A 23,049-nucleotide genomic window follows, 5' to 3' on the forward strand; every position below is an offset into this window, starting at 1 on the left:
AAAAACGCTCCAAAAATAATTTGAAGCGTTTTTTAGATTTAACTAATTTATTAAGAATTAAATTTTAGCAGATTTAACTGTTTTAATAATTCTTCCGGCAATTTTGTATGGATCTCCATTTGAAGCAGGTCTTCTGTCTTCTAACCAACCTTTCCATCCTTTTTCAACTGTAATAATTGGAATACGGATAGAAGCTCCACGATCTGAAATACCGTAAGAGAATTCATTTATAGATTGTGTCTCATGTTCTCCAGTTAAGCGTTGGTCGTTATCTGCACCGTAAACAGCGATATGCTCTTTAACTACAGGACGGAATGCTTCACATATTTTTTCGTAAGTCTCTTTAGAACCACAAGTTCTTAAAACTTCGTTAGAGAAGTTTGCGTGCATACCAGAACCATTCCAATCTGTTGCTCCTAGTGGTTTTGGGTGCCAGTTGATAGCTAAACCATACTCCTCTGTTAATCGCTCTAATAAGTATCTAGAAATCCAAATTTCATCTCCTGCTAATTTTGCTCCTTTAGCAAATAATTGGAATTCCCATTGTCCAGCAGCAACTTCAGCATTAATACCTTCAAAATTTAATCCAGCATCAATACATAAATCAGCATGTTTTTCTATAATCTCTCTTCCGAAAGCATTTTTTCCACCAACTGAACAATAAAATTGTCCTTGAGGTGTTTGATCTCTTGGGAAACCTAATGGTAAGTTTGTTTCTGGATCCCAAAGAAAATATTCTTGCTCAAAACCAAACCAGAAATCATTATCGTCATCATCGATAGTAGCTCTACCGTTAGAAGGGTGTGGTGTACCATCAGCATTTAAAACCTCTGTCATTACTAAGTATCCATTTCTTCTTACAGGATCTGGATAAATAGCAACTGGCTTTAATAAACAGTCTGAAGAACCACCTTCAGCTTGCTGAGTTGATGAACCGTCAAAAGACCACATTCCTATCTCATCTAATGTACCTTTAAAATTTTCGTGCTCTTCAACTTTTGTTTTACTTCTAAGGTTAGCAGTTGGCTGATAACCATCAAGCCAAATGTATTCTAATTTAATTTTAGCCATAATTAATTATTTATTGGTATATAATTTTTATTAATTTGAACAAATATAATTTTTTATTGAGTTACTTTAAATTATCAGGGGTGGTTTTCATAAAACGCAATGTTATTTTTATTTATCCCCCATTTTTTTATGGTTTATTTTAAAAAAAGTATAGTTTTTTATATAAATATTGAAATATTGATAACTGCGAAAAAGTGCTTTTACATTTATTAATTCTCCAAGATGAACTATTTTTGTATTTTAATTCTTAAAAAACTAAATAAAATCTACAATGGCAATTCTACGATTTAATGCACTTAAAAAATCTATAAGCTATAAGCCTGTTACTTTTATTGAAGAAGGTAAACGATCTGAGTTATTTGGTGCTAATGTTTTTAATGAACATACTATGAGGCAGTATCTAACTAGAGATGCATACAAAGGGGTTATAAATGCTATTGAAGATGGGAAAAAAATTAGTAGAAATGTAGCAGACCAAGTAGCTTCATCAATGAAAGATTGGGCATTGTCTAAAGGTGTAACGCATTATACACATTGGTTTCAGCCATTAACTGGGGCTACAGCAGAAAAGCATGATGCTTTTTTTGAAACTTTAGAAAACGGCAATGCTATTGAAAAATTTGGAGGAAGTCAATTAGTACAGCAAGAACCTGACGCGTCAAGTTTTCCTAGTGGAGGCATTCGTAATACATTTGAAGCTAGAGGTTATACTGCATGGGATCCATCCTCACCCGCTTTTGTTTACGAAACAACATTATGTATCCCTACTATTTTTGTGGCCTACACAGGAGAGGCTTTAGATTATAAAACACCGTTATTAAGGGCACTTCACGCTGTAGATGATGCGGCTACTGATGTATGTAAATATTTTGATAAAAATGTTAAGAAAGTAACATCTTCAATGGGCTGGGAACAAGAGTATTTTTTGGTAGACAAGAACTTAGCTTCATGTAGACCCGATATTACTTTAACAGGCAGAACATTATTAGGGCACTCTTCGGCCAAAGGGCAACAATTAGATGATCATTATTTTGGATCCATTCCAAATCGGGCATTAAATTTTATGAGAGATTTAGAAAACCAATGTATGCTTTTAGGGATACCTGCAAAAACACGTCATAATGAGGTAGCTCCAAATCAATTTGAAATAGCACCAATTCATGAAGAGGCTAATTTGGCAGTAGATCATAACTCTTTACTTATGGATGTAATGGGGCGTGTAGCTTCTCGTCATGATTTTAAGGTTTTGCTTCATGAAAAACCATTTGCTAATATTAACGGTTCTGGTAAACATAACAATTGGTCTTTACAAACAAATACAGGAGTCAACTTATTAAAGCCTGGTAAAACACCAATGAGTAACCTTCAGTTTTTAACCTTCTTTATAAATACTATAAAGGCAGTTTATGAGAATGAAGAGTTATTAAGAGCATCTATTGCTTCAGCAAGTAATGATCATAGGTTAGGTGCAAACGAAGCACCTCCTGCGATTATATCTATATTTATTGGGGAACAGCTTACTAAAGTATTACAAGAATTAGAAGGAGTAACCAAAGGAAAATTGTCACCAAAAGAAAAAACAGATTTAAAGTTAAATGTGGTTGGTAAAATACCTGATGTATTATTAGATAATACGGATAGAAACAGAACATCTCCATTTGCATTTACTGGAAATAAATTTGAGTTTAGAGCCGTAGGATCAATGGAGAATTGCGGCAATCCTTTAATGGTCTTAAATACTATTGTTGCAAAACAGCTAAAGGATTTTAAAGAAGAAGTAGATGTACTTATAGATAAAAAGAACCTTAAGAAAGATGAAGCTGTTTTTAATGTGTTAAGAGAGTACATAAAAGCATCCCGAGATATACTGTTTGAGGGGAATGGTTATGGAGAAGAGTGGGAAAAAGAAGCTCAAAAAAGAGGTTTAAGCAATAATAAAACAACTCCAGAAGCTTTAAAAGTGAAACTTCATAAAAGCACCATCAACTTGTTTGAAGAAATGCAAGTAATGAGTAAAATTGAATCTGAAGCGCGTTATGAAGTAGAAATAGAGGCATACATCAATCATATCCAAATAGAGAGTAGGGTGCTTGGAGATATTGCTCGTAATCATATTGTCCCTACTGCTGTAAAGTATCAAAATATTTTAATAGACAACGTAAAAGGTTTAAAAGAAATTTTTGATAAAGATTATAAAGACTTAGGAAAGGAGCAGATGAATCTTATTAAGTCTATTTCAGGACATATTGATGGCATCAATAAAAATGTAACTGATATGATTAATGAGCGTAAGAAGGCTAATAAACTAGAAGATATTACTAAGAAAGCCGAAGCATATTGCGAAAAGGTAAAACCATTTTTAACTGATATACGATACCATTGTGATAAATTGGAATTATTGGTTGATGATGAGCTTTGGCCATTAACGAAATATAGAGAGTTATTATTTACGCGTTAGTTTTTAAGACTAATATTTATCTATTTTCCATTTTTGGTCATAATTGCTGTTAATAACCTTGAAGCCCACAAAAAGAGAATCTTCAATTATAAAATCATTTATACCAAATTTTTCATCTTGAAATTTTGGTAAGTTACAGTAGCATACGTCTTTATTAATTTTCTTAAAAGCTTTGAATACTACTAAGGATTCAAAATTACTACTTTTATCCTCCCTGCGTCTATTTAATAAATAGCTTGGAGATTTTAATAGTGTGAATTTGGAATTACATTCATCAATTTTTAGATTATCAAGATTAGAGTGAACAGCTTTAATTATATTGCCATTTTCACAATCTAAAGTTAAATATTTAAAACTTGATTGCAGTCTATTATAGCCAGTGATAATTATTTGTTTATCTATGATTTCTAGGTGGTCTGGGAGAAAAAATTTAGATGGATTTTTTTTAATTTCTTCATAAATTTCTCCAAGGTTTTCAAGCTTATAGCTTCTATCCCAGATTAATAAACCGTCTGAACTTATTTTTACTAAATTTATTTCATATGGATAAACTTTAATAGTAAGAAAATAAAAAAAGTTATCGGAATAATTTAAGTAATCATTAGATGTGGAGATATGATAATTTTTGTTCCAATTTTCTGTAAAATTACTATTCATACTTATAATATTTTTATAGTCATAAGTTGAAGCTAATACTGTAATTTTATTTTTTTTGATAATAACTCTATCTATTTTTTCATGTGTTTTAAAAACTTTTTTTTCTAATAATTTACCATTCTTTATTTTATATATAACAGCTTGAGACATATTATCTTTTGAAAGCCATTGGGAACCAGTAGCATAAATTGTACCATCAGCTGAAATAGCAAAATCTGCTATATCTATTATGTTTTCATAATTTGTTGGATCCTTAAATACGTATTGCCATTCGTTTTTTCCTTCAGAATTTAATTTTAAAATGATGCTTTGAGATTTTTCACTATCAAAATTATTATTTCCTAATACATAGTAATCTGTACCGTTTTTGTGTACTAATTTTGCTTGATTCTTGCCACTATCATTGCCAAATTCAAAAGTCCATTTGTATTCATCACAGGAGAAAAAGAGTAAGCTAAGGAAGAAGAATGTTTTAGCGAGATATTTCATTTATATTAATTATGAGTATTTATCGGTGTCAAAATTAGTTAAAACTATGCACTTTGGTCAGATAAAAAACCTATGGCATTTAGTCCATAGTGTTTAGTACTATATATAATATAAGGAAAGGTTTTAAGCACCAGCTAAGAAAAGTCATAGACGAAGTTCAAACCACTCTATGACTTATATATACTTTACTGTTAATAGTAATTGTTAGAATGGATTGGTTGCCCAAATTGTAACTTCTGGGATAAATCCTTTTTTTCGCATTTCTAAGATTGACAGAATGGTATGAGCAATGTCTTCAGCCCCAAGTTTGTTAGATTCCTCTTCTCGTACAATTCTGTTAGGGTCAGCAAAAGCAGTAGTTACTTCACTTGGATTTACCAAACTAACTCTAATATTGTACGCTCTTAATTCCGCTTGCCAAGACTGTGTTATTCCTTTTACCGCAAACTTTGAAGATGCATAAACACTGCCTTTTGCAAATCCTTTGGAGCTTGCTGTAGAGCCTATGTTTATAATATCTCCATAATTTTGTTTTTTGAAAATTGGTAGTATTTCTTGAGTTAACAGAATTAAACCAAAGACATTTGTGTTATACACATCAATTAGATGTTGTTCGGTTATCTCTCCCAATAAAGGGAAAATACCTATCCCAGCATTATTGATTAAGATGTCAATCTTTCCATCTAATACATCAATTGCTTCTTTAGTTTTTTCAGGAATAGATTTTAAATCACTAATGTCAAATTGAATTGGGATTGCTCCCAATTCATCTGCAACTTTTTTTAGTTTATCATAATTCCGTCCTGTAATAACAACTTTAGCCTCTTTTTCTATGAGTTTTCTAGCAGTTTCTTTACCTATACCAGAACTACCTCCAGTAATAAGCACATGTTTATTTTTTAACTCCATTTTGATTATTCAATTGTTAAAAGATGTCCCATTTGTAATGCGTCTTTTACTAATGATTCTTGTATCGGTAAAACTTTGGTATTGTAATCAACTACTCCATAATCAATTCCTGATACAACACGTTCAGGACGATTTCCTTTTTTAGTTTCAACAAGTTCAGTTATACTATCTGCAACTAATTGAGGATTAGGTGCATCATCTGTTGCATAAAACCCTTCAAAGTTTTTTAACATGGCATGAGGCACATTTTTATGTTCTCCGTAGGCATTAAATACATTCTGATCTTCTTCTTTAGGACCTGTAAATAATAAGTTCGTCCCAAATGGTCCAGGTTCTACTATATTAACTTCTACTCCAAAAGGTGCCAATTCATACCTTAAGGCTTGAGAATAAGCTTCAACAGCATGTTTACTTGCACAATATATTCCAAAATAAGGAAACGAAAGTCTGCCTGCTAAAGAAGTCACATTAACAATGTGTCCGTCTTGCTGTTGTCTCATATACGGAAGCACTGCTTTTGTTGTACGTAAAATACCAAAAAAGTTGGTTTCAAATTGGTCTTTGGCTTGTTGAATGCTATAAGCTTCTGTGATTCCAACAAACATGTAGCCAGCATTATTAATAAGATGGTCTATTTTTCCGTCAGTGTTGGCAATGGTAGTTATAGCGTTTGCTACAGAATCATCATTATTTACATCCATATCAATTACAGAAATGTTTAATTTTTCTGTTTTGGCTATAGTTAATAATTCTTCTTTTTTGGTAGCATTTTTAGTTTCAGTGTTTCGCATCGTAGCCCAAATTTTATAACCTTTACGCGCTAATGTTAATGTAGTTAAGTAACCAAAACCACTGCTACTACCTGTAATTACTACTGTTTTGTTTTTTGAATTTTCCATTGAAATAAATTTAAAATTATTGATAATTAGACCAGTCTACTATTTAATGATGAAAAAAAATTATATCAGATATTTTTCAAGATATAGGATAAATGTTTCAATTGATTCGGTATGTTTTTCAGATTTCATCCTTAGTAATGCGCCTTCCCATGTCGTTAAGATTAAATTACTTAAGACCTTAGGTGATTCTAACTTCTTAATATGCCCATTTATTTGACCTTCTTCTATACATTTCTCGAAACATCTTTCCCATATACTTAATTCTGAAGCAATTAAAATACTGAATGATGCTGAAAAATCAGCTAATTCTGTGCTACAATTTCCAAGCAAACAACCTTCTTTGAATTCTTTGGCCGTATACACCTCTTGCATATCTTTAAAGAAAGATACTATTCTTTGTTTGTGATTTTTAGTGTCATCCTCTAAATAACTTTTAAGAACAATTAGAGATTTTTCAGAATAATGTTTTATCACTTGTAAACCAAAATCTTCTTTGCTTTTAAAATAATAATAGAAAGAACCTTTTGGAATATTAGCTTCCTGTAAAACCTTATTTAACCCAACGCTATGATAGCCATTTTTAAGAATCAAATCTGTTCCTATCGCTAAAATATTATCTATTGCCTCTTTTTTCATTATTCAATATTAGACCAGTCGTCTACAAAAATATAAATATTTTTTTTATTACCAAATTTTAGTGCATTATGAAAACTGTTGATGAGCAATTCTTCGTGGAAATGAAGTTGTAATTTTGTGTTAACTGTAAGATAGCGAATTAAAATAAACCTCATTAAAAATTGCCAGTAATACGCTATCAACATAGCTATACTTTTGTTACTATTTTAAGCCATTAACATACTTAATAGATTTTTCAGCATATTTCATCCATTTATCTGAGTGATTGTTCGGAATCAAAACCCAACCTTTCATTTGTTTTTTAGAACCATACAGATGTACTCCAATTTTTGCACCTTTAATTTTAATAGCTCTGTTTTGATTTTTTTATCGAGTTTAAAAACCATATATATTTTTAGTTTTAAATACACTTTAGGTTAAATATTGGGTAACGTCCACTATATATGGCTAAGTGGTCTACCCCACGGAGCGCCATTGTTGTAACCATTTATTTTTTATCAATCGTTCGTCTAGCTCGTTTTATTATTTTTTCAGTTTCTTTTGTGGGTGAATCTATTTTCCATTTTTTACAAAGTTCAATAACAAAATTAGGGGTAGTTTTACTTGCATCATTCAACCAATTTCCAACGCTATTTTGAACATAATTTGATTTGTCAGATTTTAAATTTTCTAAAACAGGTAAAGCTATTTCTGGATTCTCTTTTAATTGTTCAATATGTTTACACCAAACTCCTCTTGGCCTTGTCGATTCAGTTGTAAATCGTCTTATATTTTCATCTTTGTTTTTTGTCCAATCACTCAAAATTTCTATTGACTTTTCTAAGTTATTATCAATTTCTGGTCTTAGAGCCATCCATACGACTTCAAGAACTCCAAAGTGAGTATCAGCAATTAATTTTTTAGATTGGTTAAGTTTTTCGTCTATATTTAATTTTTCGTCCAAAGATTTAAGATATGGTGCATAACAACGAATTGAATCTGATATATGAGAACTTAATTTATCAAATATAGAGTTGATTTCTTTAGAGGATGAATAGAAGTCATAAAGAGCGGAACCAACTAACCTTGTTGTGTTCATTGTAGAGGGCTTTTTTTGAGTTTTTATTTTATCAGAAATCGATTTTATATTTTCTTGTGAAATTCCAATTTCAGAAAAACTTGTATTTATAAGTTTTAAATGGTCAACAGCTAGCCATTCCGTCAAATTAACGGTTTCAATTTTTCCTTCATTCAGTAATTCTAAAACTTCATTAGGAATGTCTTGTGCTTTTCTTGCCCCCTTACGATTAATTATTTCTTCATTCATTTTGCGAGTTCTAACTGGTTATAACGGTCTGGTATATGATTCATTGCGGAAAATCAGCTATGATTTTCGCCGTATCCAAAGATAGCAAATAGCAATGAATTCCGATTAGGAATTCAACCGCAATGAGTTATAAACGTTGTTATAGTAAGCTTTTTTAATCTCAAGAAAACACTTGATAATCGTCTTCTTCATTTTCATTTTCTTCCTTTTTATCTATTTGCTCGATTTCGTAAGAAGGTAAATTATCTTTTCTATAAAATTTTATAGGAAAAGGAACTATAGATGCTATTATTATGAAAATCAAAAGAATTAAAAAACGTATATATTTTTTTAATCTCATTGAAAATTAATTTTGTGTAATTAATAATTGTCAATTCCATTTATTATTCATCATGGTAATTGAGCTATTTAATATTGATAGACTTTAAATCAACTATATTAAATACAATGAGATTTTTTGATTTGTAATTTCTTTAAGAATAATAGGAAAGAGAATAGGTTTAAGGTTTAAAGCAATATTTTCTTGATTATGAAAATTTAGCTTGTCTAATAAATTCGTATTTTGAATTTTAAATTCAAAAGTCGATTTTTTATTATGATGTTGTATTGATTTTTTAGATAAAGAATATTGCTGGACATAACTAAAATGACTAATTTCATTATCATTCTGTATTTCACTTAGTATAAGTTCAATATTATAACCTATAGAAGTAGATTCTTGACATATTTTGCAGTCCAAAGATAAGTGTAAGTTAACTAGGACTAGTAAAGGAAGAAGGACTTTATTTAAAGTTTTGAAATAACTCATTTTATATGTATTACAACGTCCACTGTGTATAGCGAAGTGAGGCACACCCCACTGAGAGCCATTGTTGCCCCCCATTGACTATACATAATAGAGTGAGGAGTTCTCGTGAACTCTACCAAAGTTAGTCTAAAATTGGCAGGAGTGCAACAAAAAGTGGAAGACGCGGGGTAATTGGAGGAAAAGGATTCACGCCGTGGCGTGCCCGCTTCACATGTTGCAGGCAAGTATCCCACATCGGTTTGCAAATGAAAAGTTACGTATTTAAGTGCTAGGATTTCCCGAAGGAAAATCGGAAGCTAGGAAACGAGCAACTAACTTTGTTTAAGCTAAAAGTAGTAATTTTTTATATACATTATTGGCAACAGGCTTTTATTCATTCAAATATCTGTTTGGGATATTTTTTGCTTGGTAATTAATTCCGTATTCGTGCTTTAACAATTTAGTTACCGTGTCTGAAATAGTCTTTTCGTCTCTATGCATTTGCGGTAAAAGTCCAAACATAGCATAGCTGATTGCATTTACACATGGAATAAAGGTTTCCCAAGGTAAGTTTTCTCCCCAAATTATTCCCTTTGTCGTATAACTTAAATCAGCACCTTTAGATAATAAAAAATCCATCATTTCTGCTGAACTATTATTGTTTTGGTTTACTGTATGAAAAATAGGGGTTTGCCCCCCAAATCCATTAGTGTCAGTTCCAGATTTACGATTGACATCTATTCCGTTTTTGATTAAAATTTTAGCACATTCAAGGTGGTTGAATTCTGCACAAACGTGTAGTAATGAAGCTTTTTTTAAAGGTGTATAAGCAGAGTTCAAGTTTATTTCTTTGTCAGTTTCATTTGGTTTGTTTTCGAGTTGTCTTTCCAAATCCTGTAAATTGTTAGACAAAACAGCTAACAAAGTTTTGTCTTTAAATTCAAGTCCGTAATCAATAAATACTTTTACGCAGTCCTTAAATCTCGGACTTCTCGTGTACATACTTATCAATAACTCAAAAAGAGGTTTCCCATTAAGATCTAAATTTGGGTTCAGTCCGTTTTCAAAGCAATCTTTAATTCCTTGAGCTGAATGAAGTTCAATTTGATGCGATATTTTTTTCTTTAAGTCCATTTTTAGATTTCCACCAACTGTTTCGGCTATGATAGTTGCGTCTTATAGTACTTACCTTTGCAAGCCTGCCTGTCGGCAGTGGGTACACACTAAATCAAAAATACTCGCGGATTTTTTCAGAAGTAGTCTAGAACAAGCAATTACTCACAGCCATTGTTGTATAAAGTATTTTTTATTTTATTATGTATATTATTCCTATTCCAACAACCAAAATAGGTAAAAGAAATACTAGTTGACTTATAACTACCCAAAATAGCAATTGAATCCAATGAAAAGTATTCATTTCGGTAATTTTCTCCTTTTGACAAATTTTTAAAAGCTCAGAATATTCCATTTTCATAAAGTCAAGTTTACTTATTTTCAAGTCAATTATTCCTATATCATTTAGTCCTTTTTTAAATCCATTGTAAACTGATTTAGGGTAAATCCATAAACTGTACCCCATTGCCCATAAACTCATAAACCCCAATCGAAAATGTTTCCACATTCCAGTTGAAATTTCCCATCCAGCTATAAAACCCTCTCCTTTCCAAGAAGTATCTTGATTACTTAATATATGCTGAATGTCGTGAATGTGTAATGCTTCTCTTCTAAATTTTGGATTCGGTAAATTCAGTTTTAGTCCAAAAACCTTAAATTCAAAAGTCTTATTATCAATCCCACCATTTTGAGGAATTCCATTTTTGACATAAAATTCATCTAATAATTTTTCTAATGTCATTTTGGTTCTATTATATTGTGTACAAAGTGTTTGTGTAATGATAGTTACGTATGCAAGTAACTAACTTACTAAAAATTGAACGAACTAGAGGAAAATCTGAAGGATTTTCTGAGTAGGCTAGAACCAAGCAATTACCTTTACACGATGTTAGCACCAGTTTTTATTTTTTCAATTTACTTGCTTTTCCCCTCCAAGTTCCATTCGAGTTTATAATATTGTTTAAACCTTATAAATAGACAGTATTTGTTATTTTAAATACTGTTAATTTTTGCGGTGCTGATAGATGGAAAGTCACGTTTTTAATATCGTTTACTTTTATATGAAGTACACTTCTGAATTATTGAATTACTATTTTTTTAATAACAAGATTTGAATTTAATTCAAAATATCCAAAATAAATCCCCGAAGGAATACTTGCTACATCGATGTAATTTTGGTTAAAAGAGTTGACTTGATAAACTAAACGCCCATTTACATCCATTAGGTAAAAGTTCTTTATTAATGTACCACTTGCTACTTTATAGAATAATTTATTATCATCTACTGGATTTGGAAATAATTGAATTTTATCTAAATACAAATCTTGTATACCAAGGGATGCAAAATATTCATCGGCACCAACATCATATAATCCATCTGTAGGTCTATCCTTACCATCCAAATCTTTGATAACTTCACTAACTTCTACTCCAGCATCTATTGCTGGTGAATTACTTTCGATGCGATAATTATGTTGACTTATATCAACAAATTTAGCATCTGTTACATTTGCAATAACAAGGTTTCCTTCTCCACCTAATTGATCATTTTCAAAACTAGTACCATTCCCAACGTAAAAATTGTTCTTATTAGCACCTGTTATATTATTAGACTGAAAACGAACATGCCTTACCCCATTATTTACAAATGTGTTGTTGTAAACACGAAGATTAAAACCAACTCGTGCATTAAGACCATGTTCAACGTTATCATGAAAAACGTTATTTCTGATAATAACATTTTCTGTATTACCAGCATTTTCAATTTCAATACCTTCTATACAATCAGTAAATCGATTTCCTTCTATTATGACATTCTTTGTACCTAAATGCATCACAAGTCCTTCTCCTGAACTTCCTGTACAACCAAGTTGAGTATCTTTTTCACAAGGTCTAAATCCTTTAAACACATTATTACGAACATAGATAGGACCAGTCGTTTGCTTTAAATCAACACCATTTTCACCAGTTCGGGGTTTAGTAACTTCAAAGAGATTGTTCTCAATGGTGATGTTTGTAATGTTTCCTCCAGAATGACCACATTGGAATCCATCTGCTCCAATGTCGCGAAATGTACAGTTGCGAATGATTATATCATGTCCCTCACTGCCTATGTTAATGGCATGTATATCTCTATCTAACAATTTTCCAGGAGCATCAATGAACCTGCAGTTATCAATAATAACATCTGTTGCACCAATTATTGTTATGATTGGATCCTTATAGTTGATAAAAGTACAGTCGGTAATTCGTGAACCGTTATTATTAGAATCTATTCGTATAGTCTCTGCACCTGAGTTTGCATCAAAAATTTTACCAGTGTGAATAATAGCTTGTGAATGAGTGGCTGCTGTTATTGATAGCAAACAAATTGCAATTATTATTTTTAATTCTCTTTTGTTAAACTTACAAATGTAACATATCATGTTTTTGCATTTATTATAAGTTGATAATACTGTATTGGAATTATTTTTTTTCATTACTTCTTATTACTGTAATCTGGATCTTAAGTAGGTAAATTTACTCTTTTGAAATGATAATTATCTGATATTTTTTTGTGAAATTATTGATTAGATCTGATTTCGTTTCATATTGGTGCTAACGGTCTCCTTTACTTTGAATTATTAAATTAACAGAAGAAAAGAGGAGAACTAAAACGGTTTTTAAGTTACTATTTTTCGGTTTAGCACTGATTTTAGCAATTCCGAGTGGATTCAGCCGGCCCTGAGTGCAGTTGAAGGGTAGCAGAATCCGCCATAATTGCGGTTATGCATTGTTATCTGCTGGCTTTCATTCATTCCGTTTTAATTTCATTCCAATTTCGCTATCAATATCTTTTAAAGTACTGTTTTGAGTCAAATTCAATTCAGATAGTATTTTGTTCGTTACTGGTCGGCAATAATCAATTTCATTTTCGCTTTCTGTGCAATTCAAACAACCGGAATTATTATAAAAGATGTAATTATTATTTATGATTAAATCTCCTCCAAGATGAGAGTCAAGACAACTTGAAAACATTTTTAATTTTCTTGATATTTCCTTGCAATATTTTAAGTCCGATATATTGTAAATATCAAATACCATTGAAGGATACCAATTTTCATTATAGGTTTCTTCTCTTAATTTATCTTTTATAGATTTTGTCCTACTAAATTCAATTCGTCCAATCGGTTTTATAGAATCAGTACTTTCAATTTTATAATGAATTTCATAAGACCAATGTTTTGGATTATTTATGTCAGGTTCCGAATCACACGAAAAAAGAAATAGAGTTAATAAAATGAATAGGATTTTCGACATTCTCAATATTTGTTTTCAACTGTACAACGGTCTCGGGTATGAAACGTAGGGCATATCGAAGCATTTAACTGTCCGCTCGAAACGAACTTGGATAAGAGCCGAAAACTTGTGGAAACCACTGTCCGCCCTATGTTTTATACCCATTGTTGTAGTGCGTTATCTTTATTTAAATAGTTCAATATTATCTCGTCTAGCTAGCCATAGCGTATATTCTCTTGAAATTGCAGTTTCAGAATCATCGACAAAATCTGAAAAATCTTCGTCCGATTCAACTTGACCAATCTTTGATTTTATCAAACTCAGTTCTGTTCCGGTTATTAAATAGGATTGACTTAATTCTTGAAATCTTCTTAACTGCATCCAAGCCATAAAAGCGGTCGAAATGGCAATTAATGTTGGTGCAATTGTAAAACTGAATTCATATTTTATATTCAATACCAAGTATATTAAAGCAATCAATTGAGTTGCGATTATCACAAAGAAGCTCATGCGTGTCCATTTCTTATTTTCAGTTGCTTTGTCGGTATACCATTTTTTCTGTTTCTCTAGTCTTTGAGTTTTATAAACAAACAATCTGTGGTCTAAAGGTAGATTCCGAATTTCGGTAAGCTCATTAGGAAGCTGTTCATCTTCTGCAAAGTCGCTTCCAATTAATGTGAAAAAATCTTTCCGTTGACCTATTACCTTTTTAAAGTTATCAATGAGTTTCTTTTGAACAGAAGCTGGTTCCAAGTCTAAAGTAAAAGGTTTAGCACCTATCATAAATTTCCAACATAGAGTTTTGATACTTTCAGCTACCGCCCTGCCTTCATACCATCCTTTTTCAAACCTAAGTAACAACATTAGAGTGCTTAATGTTGCTGTTAAAAGTAACAAGGCAGTCGAAGTCCAAATTGCCCAATTCTCTTGTGTGATTGAGCTGATAGCCGTAGATAAAACTAAAGCTATAAGTGTCCATTTATTGAGTGAGACAAACTTTGCTTGAGCCTTTATTGAAAAGGTATCAGAACTATTAAAGAGGCTTGCATATTTAATGAGGTTATCGCTCATCAAAGTTCAAGTTTCTTGTATACACTTTCATTATAAACACGCGGTCCTGAGTCCGTGGCTTTTCTTTTCTTAAATTCAGGTGGAAAGTTTTCCAAGGCGTATTTAATTATGGCAAGTTTAAATGGTATGTGAACTACATACTCGTCACGAATGATTGGCGGTACTCGGTTAGGGTCTTGACTTCTCATTTCATTGAGATTTACGGCTATAATAGGTAAACCAAGGTCTTGAGCAACTTCAAGTTCCCATCGGACATATCTGTAAAGATTTTTGGTTTTGTCACCAATGAGGACTATTATCTGCTTGGCACTTTTAAATCTCTCTTTAAGTTTTTTCTTTACGTACTCTGGGCTTCTAGCATTGTTTGTCAGGCGATTTATATCATGGGCGTCATAGAAATTGAAGTCGATATTCTTGTTAACTTTCCAACCTTTCATGAACCTGTAAGCCCAAATATCATTGTCTCCGTCAAAAACTATGTAAGTCTTGTTTCTGTAGCTCATTTTTATCCTTTATGCATGTTAATATTTCAGAATTAGTTATAGTCGATTATTAATTGCACGAACCAAACCTTGCCAGTTGTTCACTATTTTTAAACTTTTCACGTCAAAGTTTTCAGGAAAAGGTTTTTCCCCCGTTTTGAAAATAATAACCTTATTATTTAGCTTATTACCGATTATCCATTGTAATTCTTCTTTAAGTAAAGTAGAGGTTTCACTGTAGTTAATTACGATTATTTTAACTATTTGACAAAGCTCTTGAACAGTTTGATACCAGGTGTCAGAAGATGTTCTTGACGTACCTCCACGGTTATAAACTCCTATGCTTAAATCATTAATATAGCTTTCCAGGTCTAACAAGCTAACTATAGAGCGGGCATATCCTATTTCCCTTCTAAAGGTTTTTAGTAAAACAGATTGAACCTTAATCGAGTCTTTTGATGATATTCCTAACAAAAGAATTACAGGTGTTTTACCAAATATAAAAATAAGAGTAAGCGAATAAGAACTTAGTAAGGATAAAATTGGAACACCCAAATAATATTTCCAGCTTATGTTAGTTGATAGAAAAATTATAGAAATAATAATCATAGAAAAACAGATTATTAATTGGGTTATTGCTGACAACCTTTTGACTTTTAAACCAAACAGAACTTGTCTTTCATGAATCCTCCATATCTTTGGAATGAATTTGATGTAATTCAAACCATACTGTTGAAAACTCTTAATGATTTCACCAGAAGCAGAAAAAACAGTAAGAACAAAAATCACAATAAAAAATGTGAAATATAGAGAGTTAAGAAATTTTATTGTTGTAATTTCTCCGAGTGTGATTTTTGCATCAATCAGTAGAGTTGCAATCATACTAATGATAAGAATAAGAGATAAATTGAAAATGATTCCAATTCTTGTTGACCGGTCTGAAAGCTGACGAATTACTCGTTTGAAAAACATAAAATATAATTATTCCTTTAGTTTTTTTAGTTGACTGTGTTTATACACCACAACGGTCTAGGCTATGAACAGTTGCGTAGGTTAATACTGACTTTTGTAAGTACACGACGACTTGGAAATTCCGCAGGAATTTTCAGGATAAGCCTGTAATAGCAATTGTTTATGGCCATTGTTGCCCACAGTTATTTTTTTACTTAAATAATTCGGTACTATCTCTTCGAGCCAGCCATAATGTATGTTCTCTTGAAATTGCAGTTTCCGCATCATCTACAAAGTTTTCAAAATCAGATTCATCTTTAATATGTCTAACTTTCGATTTGATTAAATTTAATTCAGTTGCTGTGATTCCATAGGATTCTGTAAGTTCCTGAAATTTTTTTAGTTGAAGCCAAGCTATAAAAGACGATGCCAAACAAGCCATTAATGGCGTTGACATAAAATCTATAAACCCAAAATAGTCGAGAATTAGAGACAGGATAGCCAAAACTTGAAAAGTGATAATAGCACCGAATGATAGATTTTTATTTTTTCTGTTCTCTTTTGATTTGTTGTAGTACCACTTTCTTTGAACATCAAGTCTTTGAGAGCTGTAAAGTTCGATTTTTTCTTTCAACTCAAGTTTTCTTAGGTCCATCATTGATTTTGTAATTTGGTCTCCTTCTCCAAATTCTTCTCCAATTAGCTGAAAAAACTCTTTTTTCTGTCCAATAATTTGCTTTAAATTTTTGATTAATTTTTCTTCGGCATCCCTCATTTTTAGTTTAAATCCAAAGGGTTTTGTTCCTGTTATAAACTTCCAAGTAAGTGATTTGGCACTTTCAGCTATGGCTCTTCCATCGTACCAAGTTTTCTCAGGTTTGAAGAGCATTATTAGTATAGTTAATACTAAAGAAATGACCAGTAAAATACTTGATACTAATGTTGTCCAATTTTCATCGGTTTTTATTGATGACAAGAAAGTCGAAACAACAAGTAAAAATAAAATGCCCTTGTTTAGATTGATAAAGTTTCTCTGCGCAGAAAGAGATTTTCTGTCAGCCTTCTCGAAAATTGTAGGATAGTTTGGTTCAGTCATTTAATCCTAAATTTTTATAGACGGATTCTTTATAACGCCAATTATTACTTTCGGATTTATCAACCGAACTTTTGTAATAAGGTGGCCAATCATCAAGAGCGTGCTTTATCATTTTCATTCGAAAAGAAATGTGCATTGCGTTGGCACCTTTTAAGATAGCTGGACATAAAACGCCATCTATTTCTCGTTCTTTGTTCAAGTTAGCTACGACTATTGGTAAGTCTAAATTTATTGATTGCTGAATTTCCCATCTTACAAATCTGTATAGATTTTTTGTTTTTTCGCCAACAAGCACAATAACTTGTTTTGCATTTTTCAATCGTTCAGATAATCTTCCTTTGATATAATCTTCGCTTTTTGCCTGTTTTGTAAGAGGTTTTAAGTCGTGAGCATCAATGAAATTAAAGTCAATATTTTTTAATGCTTTCCAACCTTTCATTCGAGCATAAGCCCACATATCATTATCTCCGTCAAAAATTACGTATGTTTTATTTCTATATGCCATTCAGTTTGTTTTAATTGTGGGCAACACATAATATATGTGCAATTAATTGCAATGTAAAAATTATTAACGAATTTGCCTACTTTATAGTGTTTTTAGTATCTTACAAGATACTGTGAGTCATGCATTTTGTATATCAAAAAAACATATATTTTAAAAATGATATACAAAATACACATCTAATAAAAACTTATTTATTTAGTTTTTTTATGGCAGGATGTTTTTATAAAGCAAACAATAGTCTAGAACATAGCAGGTAATACTAAATAACTAAAATAGCTTAGTTAAAAAAAGGTTGATAAAACACTTGTCTTATCCTTGTTTAAAACGGTAAATCTTTAAAATATTCCTTTACTTTGCAGCACAATACAATATTATGAGCCAAGAAGTATCAAAACGATATGCGCAACGCGGGGTATCCGCTTCTAAAGAAGATGTACACAATGCTATAAAAAACATCAACAAGGGGTTGTTTCCTAAAGCATTTTGTAAAATTGTCCCAGATTATTTAACTAATGATGACGATTATTGTTTAATCATGCATGCAGATGGGGCAGGAACAAAATCGTCTCTAGCTTATATGTATTGGAAGGAAACTGGAGATGTTTCTGTTTGGAAGGGCATTGCACAAGATGCGTTAATTATGAATGTAGACGATTTGTTGTGTGTTGGAGCAACAGATAATATAATACTATCTTCTACCATAGGAAGAAACAAAAACTTAATACCCGGAGAAGTCATTTCTGCTATCATAAATGGTACAGAAGCATTAATAGAAGATTTAAAAACCTTTGGTATTACCATACATTCTACAGGAGGGGAAACCGCCGATGTTGGCGATTTGGTACGCACCATTATTGTAGACTCTACAGTAACTGCGAGAATGAAACGTAGCGATGTTATAGATAATGCCAATATTAAGGCAGGCGATGTTATTGTGGGCTTGGAGTCTTTTGGGCAAGCATCTTATGAAACAGCTTATAACGGCGGTATGGGCAGTAATGGTCTAACCTCGGCCAGACATGATGTGTTTCATAAGTATTTAGCCGAAAAATATCCAGAAAGTTTTGATGCAGCGGTTCCAGAAGATTTGGTGTATTCTGGAGGTGTAAAATTAACCGATGCTGTAGAAAATTCACCCATAGATGCAGGTAAACTAGTGTTGTCTCCAACACGTACTTATGCTCCAATTATTAAAGCAATTTTATCAAAATATAAAAGTGATGTAATTCATGGTATGATACACTGCTCAGGAGGTGCACAAACCAAAATTCTTCATTTTATTGATGATTTACACATTGTAAAAGATAATATGTTTCCGGTGCCACCATTGTTCAAATTAATCCAAGAACAATCTAAAACAGAATGGAAAGAAATGTATCAAGTGTTTAATTGTGGACATAGAATGGAGCTGTATGTTTCTCAAGAAATTGCCGATGACATCATTAAAATTTCTAAATCGTTTAATGTAAATGCACAAGTAGTTGGTAGGGTAGAAGCATCAGAAAAAAAATCACTTACAATAAAAAGTGAGTATGGGGAGTTTGTATATTCATAAAACATATTCAAATCCCTCTTGTGGAATGATTTTTGATGAGTTGCATTCTAATCAAACCTAACAACCATGAAAAAATTTATAACAGCCCTCACTGTTTTTATTATTCAGTTATCTTTTTCCCAACCCGATTCACTTTACTTAAAAGAGAAAAAGGTGTATGATGGTCCGCAATGGAAACAAACACAAAGAGCTAGTATAGACTTGAGTCAAGTTAGTTTTACCAACTGGAATGCTGGTGGAACAAACTCTATTTCCGCTTTATTGGGATATCAATACACAGCTAATTATAAAGACAAGTTTTTCTTTTGGAATAATGGGGTACGTATTGGTTACGGTGTAAACAAACAAGAAGATAGAGAGCTACGTAAAACTGATGATATTTTCGAAATTACTTCAAATTTAGGATACCAACCTACGCCAAACGCTAAATGGTTTTATTCTGCACGCTTTAATTTTAAAACACAATTAACCAACGGGTTTAGATACCCAGATACAGACAATCCTATTTCTAGATTAATGGCACCAGGATATTTGTTTTTTGGAGGTGGTATGGAATATGGTAAAAATATAGAAGAATTATCATTTTATGCATCTCCCTTAACGCTTAAGGCTACATTTGTTTTAGACCAAGACTTAGCAAATGCAGGATCTTTTGGTGTGGATCCTGCAGTTTTTGATGCAAATGGCAATTTGATTAGAGAAGGACGTAATGTTAGGCAAGAAGTGGGTATTTTAATGACTAATAGTTATGCCTTAGAACTTGCTAAAAATATTAAGGCAACAAATCTATTAAGTGTTTATACCGATTACATCAACAATTTTGGTAATGTAGATGTAGACTGGAGAGTGAATTTTGACTTTAAAGTAAATAGTTTTGTAAGAGCAACCCTAGAATCGCACTTAAGATATGATGATGATGTTAAAACTCAAGAACCATCAGCTACCGTTGAAGGTGAATTTGATGAAGCAGGAGCAAGGGTGCAATGGAAACAGTTTCTTGGTATTGGATTTGCGGTTGATTTCTAGAATATTCTAGCTATAAAGTTTTTAAAATTTGTTAACTTTTTTGTGTTGATAAATGTTTAATTCACTGATTTTCAATTGGTATTTTGTTTTTTAGTGTAGACTTTATGATTTTTATCATGTTGAAAATAAAATAAATTTTGTTGTTTTACGGTTTCTAAACTAATCCATCAATTTTTTAAAAATTGTAGCACCACAATGAAAGTAAAAACTACCCCTCATCCAAAATCTTACTCCCAAGAAGAAGCATTTGAGGCTTCATTAGCGTACTTTAAAAACGACGATTTAGCGGCACGTGTTTGGATAAACAAATATGCACTAAAAGACTCTGATGGCAACCTGTTTGAATTGTCGCCAGACGATATGCATAAACGCATAGCCAAAGAAATTGCACGAGTAGAAAAACAATACCCCAATGCTTTAACAGAGACCCAGATATATAATTTAATTAAAGACTTTAAATACATCGTGCCGCAAGGTAGTCCTATGGCAGGTATTGGTAATCCTTATCAAATCGCATCTCTGTCTAATTGTTTTGTTATTGGTAATGATGGTGTGTCCGATTCCTATGGAGGTATCATGAAGATAGACCAAGAGCAGGTGCAGCTCATGAAACGTAGAGGTGGTGTTGGTCATGATTTGTCGCACATACGCCCAAAAGGGTCTGAAGTTAAAAATTCAGCATTAACTTCTACTGGTATCGTTCCCTTTATGGAGCGCTATTCCAACTCAACAAGAGAAGTGGCTCAAGATGGTCGTAGAGGGGCATTAATGCTATCTATTTCAATTAACCACCCTGATGCAGAAGATTTTATTGATGCTAAGTTAGAGGCTGGGAAGGTAACTGGAGCTAATGTTTCCGTAAGAATTGATGATGGCTTTATGAAGGCTGTAAAAACAGGACAACCTTATATTCAAAAATATCCGGTGTTTAGTGATGCCCCAAAGCAATCAAAAACGATTGAAGCCAATGGACTTTGGAAAAAAATAGTACATAACGCATGGAAATCTGCAGAACCAGGGATTCTTTTTTGGGATACCATTGCTAATGAGTCTGTCCCAGATTGTTATGCCGATTTAGGATATAAAACGGTGTCTACAAATCCCTGTGGAGAAATCCCTCTTTGTCCTTATGATTCTTGTAGGTTATTGGCTATCAATTTGTTTTCTTATGTAGAAAATCCGTTTACAAATCGAGCAAAATTTAATTTCAAATTATTCAAAGAACATGTGATCTATGCACAACGTATCATGGATGATATTATCGATTTGGAATTAGAAAAAATTGATGTGATTCTTAAGAAAATTGAAGAAGATCCTGAAAGCGATGAGGTAAAAGCTGTAGAGTGCAATTTGTGGTTAAATATTAGAAAGAAAGCCTACGAAGGCAGAAGGACAGGTATTGGCATTACCGCAGAAGGGGATATGCTGGCAGCTTTAGGTTTAAGATATGGTAGTGAAGAAGGGAATGCATTTTCGGTAGAATTACACAAAACTATTGCTATTGAAGCTTACCGAGGCTCTGTAAATTTAGCTAAAGAACGCGGTGCATTTTCAATTTATGATTCCGATAGAGAGAAAGACAATCCATTTGTAAAGCGTATTAAAGAAGCAGATAGTAAATTGTATTACGAAATGATGGAGCATGGCAGACGTAATATTGCATTATTGACCATTGCACCTACGGGTACTACAAGCTTAATGACACAAACTACGTCAGGCATAGAACCTGTGTTTTTACCAGTGTATAAAAGAAGACGTAAAGTAAACCCTAACGATAAGGATGTACGTGTAGATTTTGTGGATGAAGTTGGAGATTCTTGGGAAGAATACGTAGTATCTCATCATAAATTTAAACAATGGATGGAAGTAAATGGCATTGATACGTCTAAAAATTTTAGCCAAACGGAATTGGATGATTTAATAAAGCAATCACCCTATTATGGTGCAACCTCTAATGATGTAGATTGGTTAAGTAAAGTGAGTATGCAAGGTGCTATTCAAAAATGGGTAGATCACTCCATTAGTGTGACTATTAATTTACCAAATGATGTAAGTGAAGATTTAGTAGGTAATTTATATGTAAAAGCATGGGAAGTTGGATGTAAAGGTGTAACAGTATATCGTGATGGTTCACGCTCTGGAGTTTTAATTTCTAATGAAGAAAAGAAAGAAGACGATGCGCAAAATACGTTAACGGAATTTCCTAACAAGCGTCCCCAAATTCTAGAAGCAGATGTGGTACGTTTTCAAAATAAAAAAGAAAAGTGGATTGCATTTATTGGTTTGGTTGATGATAAGCCTTACGAGATTTTTACAGGTTTAGCAGATGATGAAGATGGTATTTTACTACCGCGTTGGGTAAACAGAGGGTTAATTATTAAGAATAAAAATGAAGATGGCACGAAACGCTACGATTTTCAATATAAGAACACCAGAGGCTATAAAACCACAATTGAAGGATTGTCCCATAAATTTAATCCAGAGTTTTGGAATTATGCAAAGCTTATTTCAAGTACACTAAGACATGGTATGCCTATTGATAAGATTGTAGGTTTAATTAACAGTTTGCAATTAGATAGTATCTCTATTAATTCTTGGAAAAATGGAGTAGGTAGAGCATTAAAAAGGTACATTGAAGATGGTACAAAAGTTAAAGGGCAAACATGTACAAATTGCGGATCTGCTAACTTGATATACCAAGAAGGCTGCTTAACCTGTAAAGATTGTGGTTCTTCTAAATGCGGATAGTATTCTATTAT

General features: G+C 32.2%; 20 protein-coding genes. 4 read left to right on the forward strand and 16 right to left on the reverse strand.

Features of this window, described 5'->3' with window-relative positions; genetic code table 11:
- Nucleotides 1–57 precede the first annotated feature (57 nt).
- A complete protein-coding gene (locus EYD46_RS04370) occupies nt 58–1,071 on the reverse strand; it encodes a glutamine synthetase beta-grasp domain-containing protein (protein ID WP_130935846.1) in 1,014 nt (337 codons plus the stop codon).
- 271 nt (nt 1,072–1,342) lie between these two features.
- On the opposite strand from EYD46_RS04370, the gene EYD46_RS04375 reads away from it, so the two are divergent.
- The gene (locus EYD46_RS04375) at nt 1,343–3,529 is read left to right on the forward strand and encodes a glutamine synthetase III family protein (RefSeq protein ID WP_130935847.1); all 2,187 of its coding nucleotides are present in this window, start codon (nt 1,343–1,345) and stop codon (nt 3,527–3,529) included.
- 9 nt (nt 3,530–3,538) lie between these two features.
- Here EYD46_RS04375 and EYD46_RS04380 read toward each other — a convergent pair whose 3' ends face one another.
- From EYD46_RS04380 to EYD46_RS04445, 15 genes are all read right to left on the reverse strand, one after another.
- Complete coding sequence (locus tag EYD46_RS04380) at nt 3,539–4,675, reverse strand: hypothetical protein (protein WP_130935848.1); 1,137 nt, start codon at nt 4,673–4,675, stop codon at nt 3,539–3,541.
- Nucleotides 4,676–4,879: 204 nt separating this feature from the next.
- Nucleotides 4,880–5,584 carry an SDR family oxidoreductase gene (locus tag EYD46_RS04385; RefSeq protein ID WP_130935849.1) on the reverse strand — a complete coding sequence of 235 codons (705 nt, stop codon included), beginning with the start codon at nt 5,582–5,584 and terminating at the stop codon, nt 4,880–4,882.
- Between the two features lie 5 nt (nt 5,585–5,589).
- The gene (locus EYD46_RS04390; protein WP_130935850.1) at nt 5,590–6,483 is read right to left on the reverse strand and encodes an SDR family oxidoreductase; all 894 of its coding nucleotides are present in this window, start codon (nt 6,481–6,483) and stop codon (nt 5,590–5,592) included.
- A gap of 60 nt (nt 6,484–6,543) precedes the next feature.
- The gene (locus tag EYD46_RS04395; RefSeq protein WP_130935851.1) at nt 6,544–7,119 is read right to left on the reverse strand and encodes a TetR/AcrR family transcriptional regulator; all 576 of its coding nucleotides are present in this window, start codon (nt 7,117–7,119) and stop codon (nt 6,544–6,546) included.
- Between the two features lie 487 nt (nt 7,120–7,606).
- On the reverse strand, nt 7,607–8,425 hold the full coding sequence (locus EYD46_RS04400) for a DNA alkylation repair protein (protein ID WP_130935852.1): 819 nt from the start codon (nt 8,423–8,425) through the stop codon (nt 7,607–7,609).
- A gap of 160 nt (nt 8,426–8,585) precedes the next feature.
- Nucleotides 8,586–8,729, reverse strand: coding sequence for a hypothetical protein (locus EYD46_RS17690; RefSeq protein ID WP_165454335.1), 144 nt, complete (start codon nt 8,727–8,729; stop codon nt 8,586–8,588).
- An 873-nt stretch (nt 8,730–9,602) separates the two neighbouring features.
- Nucleotides 9,603–10,346: an ankyrin repeat domain-containing protein gene (locus EYD46_RS04405; RefSeq protein WP_130935853.1), complete on the reverse strand. Its 744-nt coding sequence runs from the start codon at nt 10,344–10,346 to the stop codon at nt 9,603–9,605.
- 172 nt (nt 10,347–10,518) lie between these two features.
- On the reverse strand, nt 10,519–11,067 hold the full coding sequence (locus tag EYD46_RS04410; protein WP_130935854.1) for a hypothetical protein: 549 nt from the start codon (nt 11,065–11,067) through the stop codon (nt 10,519–10,521).
- 337 nt (nt 11,068–11,404) lie between these two features.
- A complete protein-coding gene (locus tag EYD46_RS04415; RefSeq protein WP_165454336.1) occupies nt 11,405–12,751 on the reverse strand; it encodes a right-handed parallel beta-helix repeat-containing protein in 1,347 nt (448 codons plus the stop codon).
- A gap of 364 nt (nt 12,752–13,115) precedes the next feature.
- Nucleotides 13,116–13,625 carry a hypothetical protein gene (locus EYD46_RS04420; protein WP_130935856.1) on the reverse strand — a complete coding sequence of 170 codons (510 nt, stop codon included), beginning with the start codon at nt 13,623–13,625 and terminating at the stop codon, nt 13,116–13,118.
- Between the two features lie 162 nt (nt 13,626–13,787).
- Nucleotides 13,788–14,675, reverse strand: a complete 888-nt coding sequence (locus EYD46_RS04425) for a DUF4231 domain-containing protein (RefSeq protein ID WP_130935857.1) — start codon at nt 14,673–14,675, stop codon at nt 13,788–13,790.
- Entirely contained in the window at nt 14,675–15,178 is a 504-nt protein-coding gene (locus tag EYD46_RS04430) for a TIR domain-containing protein (RefSeq protein ID WP_130935858.1), read from the reverse strand. The genes EYD46_RS04425 and EYD46_RS04430 overlap by 1 nt, the downstream gene beginning before the upstream one ends.
- A gap of 36 nt (nt 15,179–15,214) precedes the next feature.
- Nucleotides 15,215–16,039, reverse strand: coding sequence for a hypothetical protein (locus EYD46_RS04435; protein ID WP_130935859.1), 825 nt, complete (start codon nt 16,037–16,039; stop codon nt 15,215–15,217).
- Nucleotides 16,040–16,319: 280 nt separating this feature from the next.
- A complete protein-coding gene (locus EYD46_RS04440; RefSeq protein ID WP_130935860.1) occupies nt 16,320–17,204 on the reverse strand; it encodes a DUF4231 domain-containing protein in 885 nt (294 codons plus the stop codon).
- A complete protein-coding gene (locus tag EYD46_RS04445; protein ID WP_130935861.1) occupies nt 17,197–17,709 on the reverse strand; it encodes a TIR domain-containing protein in 513 nt (170 codons plus the stop codon). Before EYD46_RS04445 ends, EYD46_RS04440 begins: the two co-directional genes overlap by 8 nt.
- Nucleotides 17,710–18,082: 373 nt before the next feature.
- Between EYD46_RS04445 and EYD46_RS04450 the strand changes: the two genes are divergently transcribed.
- The 3 genes from EYD46_RS04450 (at nt 18,083) to EYD46_RS04460 (ending at nt 23,038) form a co-directional block, all read left to right on the forward strand.
- Nucleotides 18,083–19,264 carry an AIR synthase related protein gene (locus EYD46_RS04450; RefSeq protein ID WP_130935862.1) on the forward strand — a complete coding sequence of 394 codons (1,182 nt, stop codon included), beginning with the start codon at nt 18,083–18,085 and terminating at the stop codon, nt 19,262–19,264.
- Between the two features lie 66 nt (nt 19,265–19,330).
- The gene (locus tag EYD46_RS04455; RefSeq protein ID WP_130935863.1) at nt 19,331–20,290 is read left to right on the forward strand and encodes a DUF3078 domain-containing protein; all 960 of its coding nucleotides are present in this window, start codon (nt 19,331–19,333) and stop codon (nt 20,288–20,290) included.
- A gap of 195 nt (nt 20,291–20,485) precedes the next feature.
- Entirely contained in the window at nt 20,486–23,038 is a 2,553-nt protein-coding gene (locus EYD46_RS04460) for an adenosylcobalamin-dependent ribonucleoside-diphosphate reductase (RefSeq protein WP_130935864.1), read from the forward strand.
- Nucleotides 23,039–23,049: the final 11 nt, after the last annotated feature.

Source organism: Hyunsoonleella pacifica (assembly GCF_004310335.1).
Lineage (GTDB): Bacteria > Bacteroidota > Bacteroidia > Flavobacteriales > Flavobacteriaceae > Jejuia > Jejuia pacifica.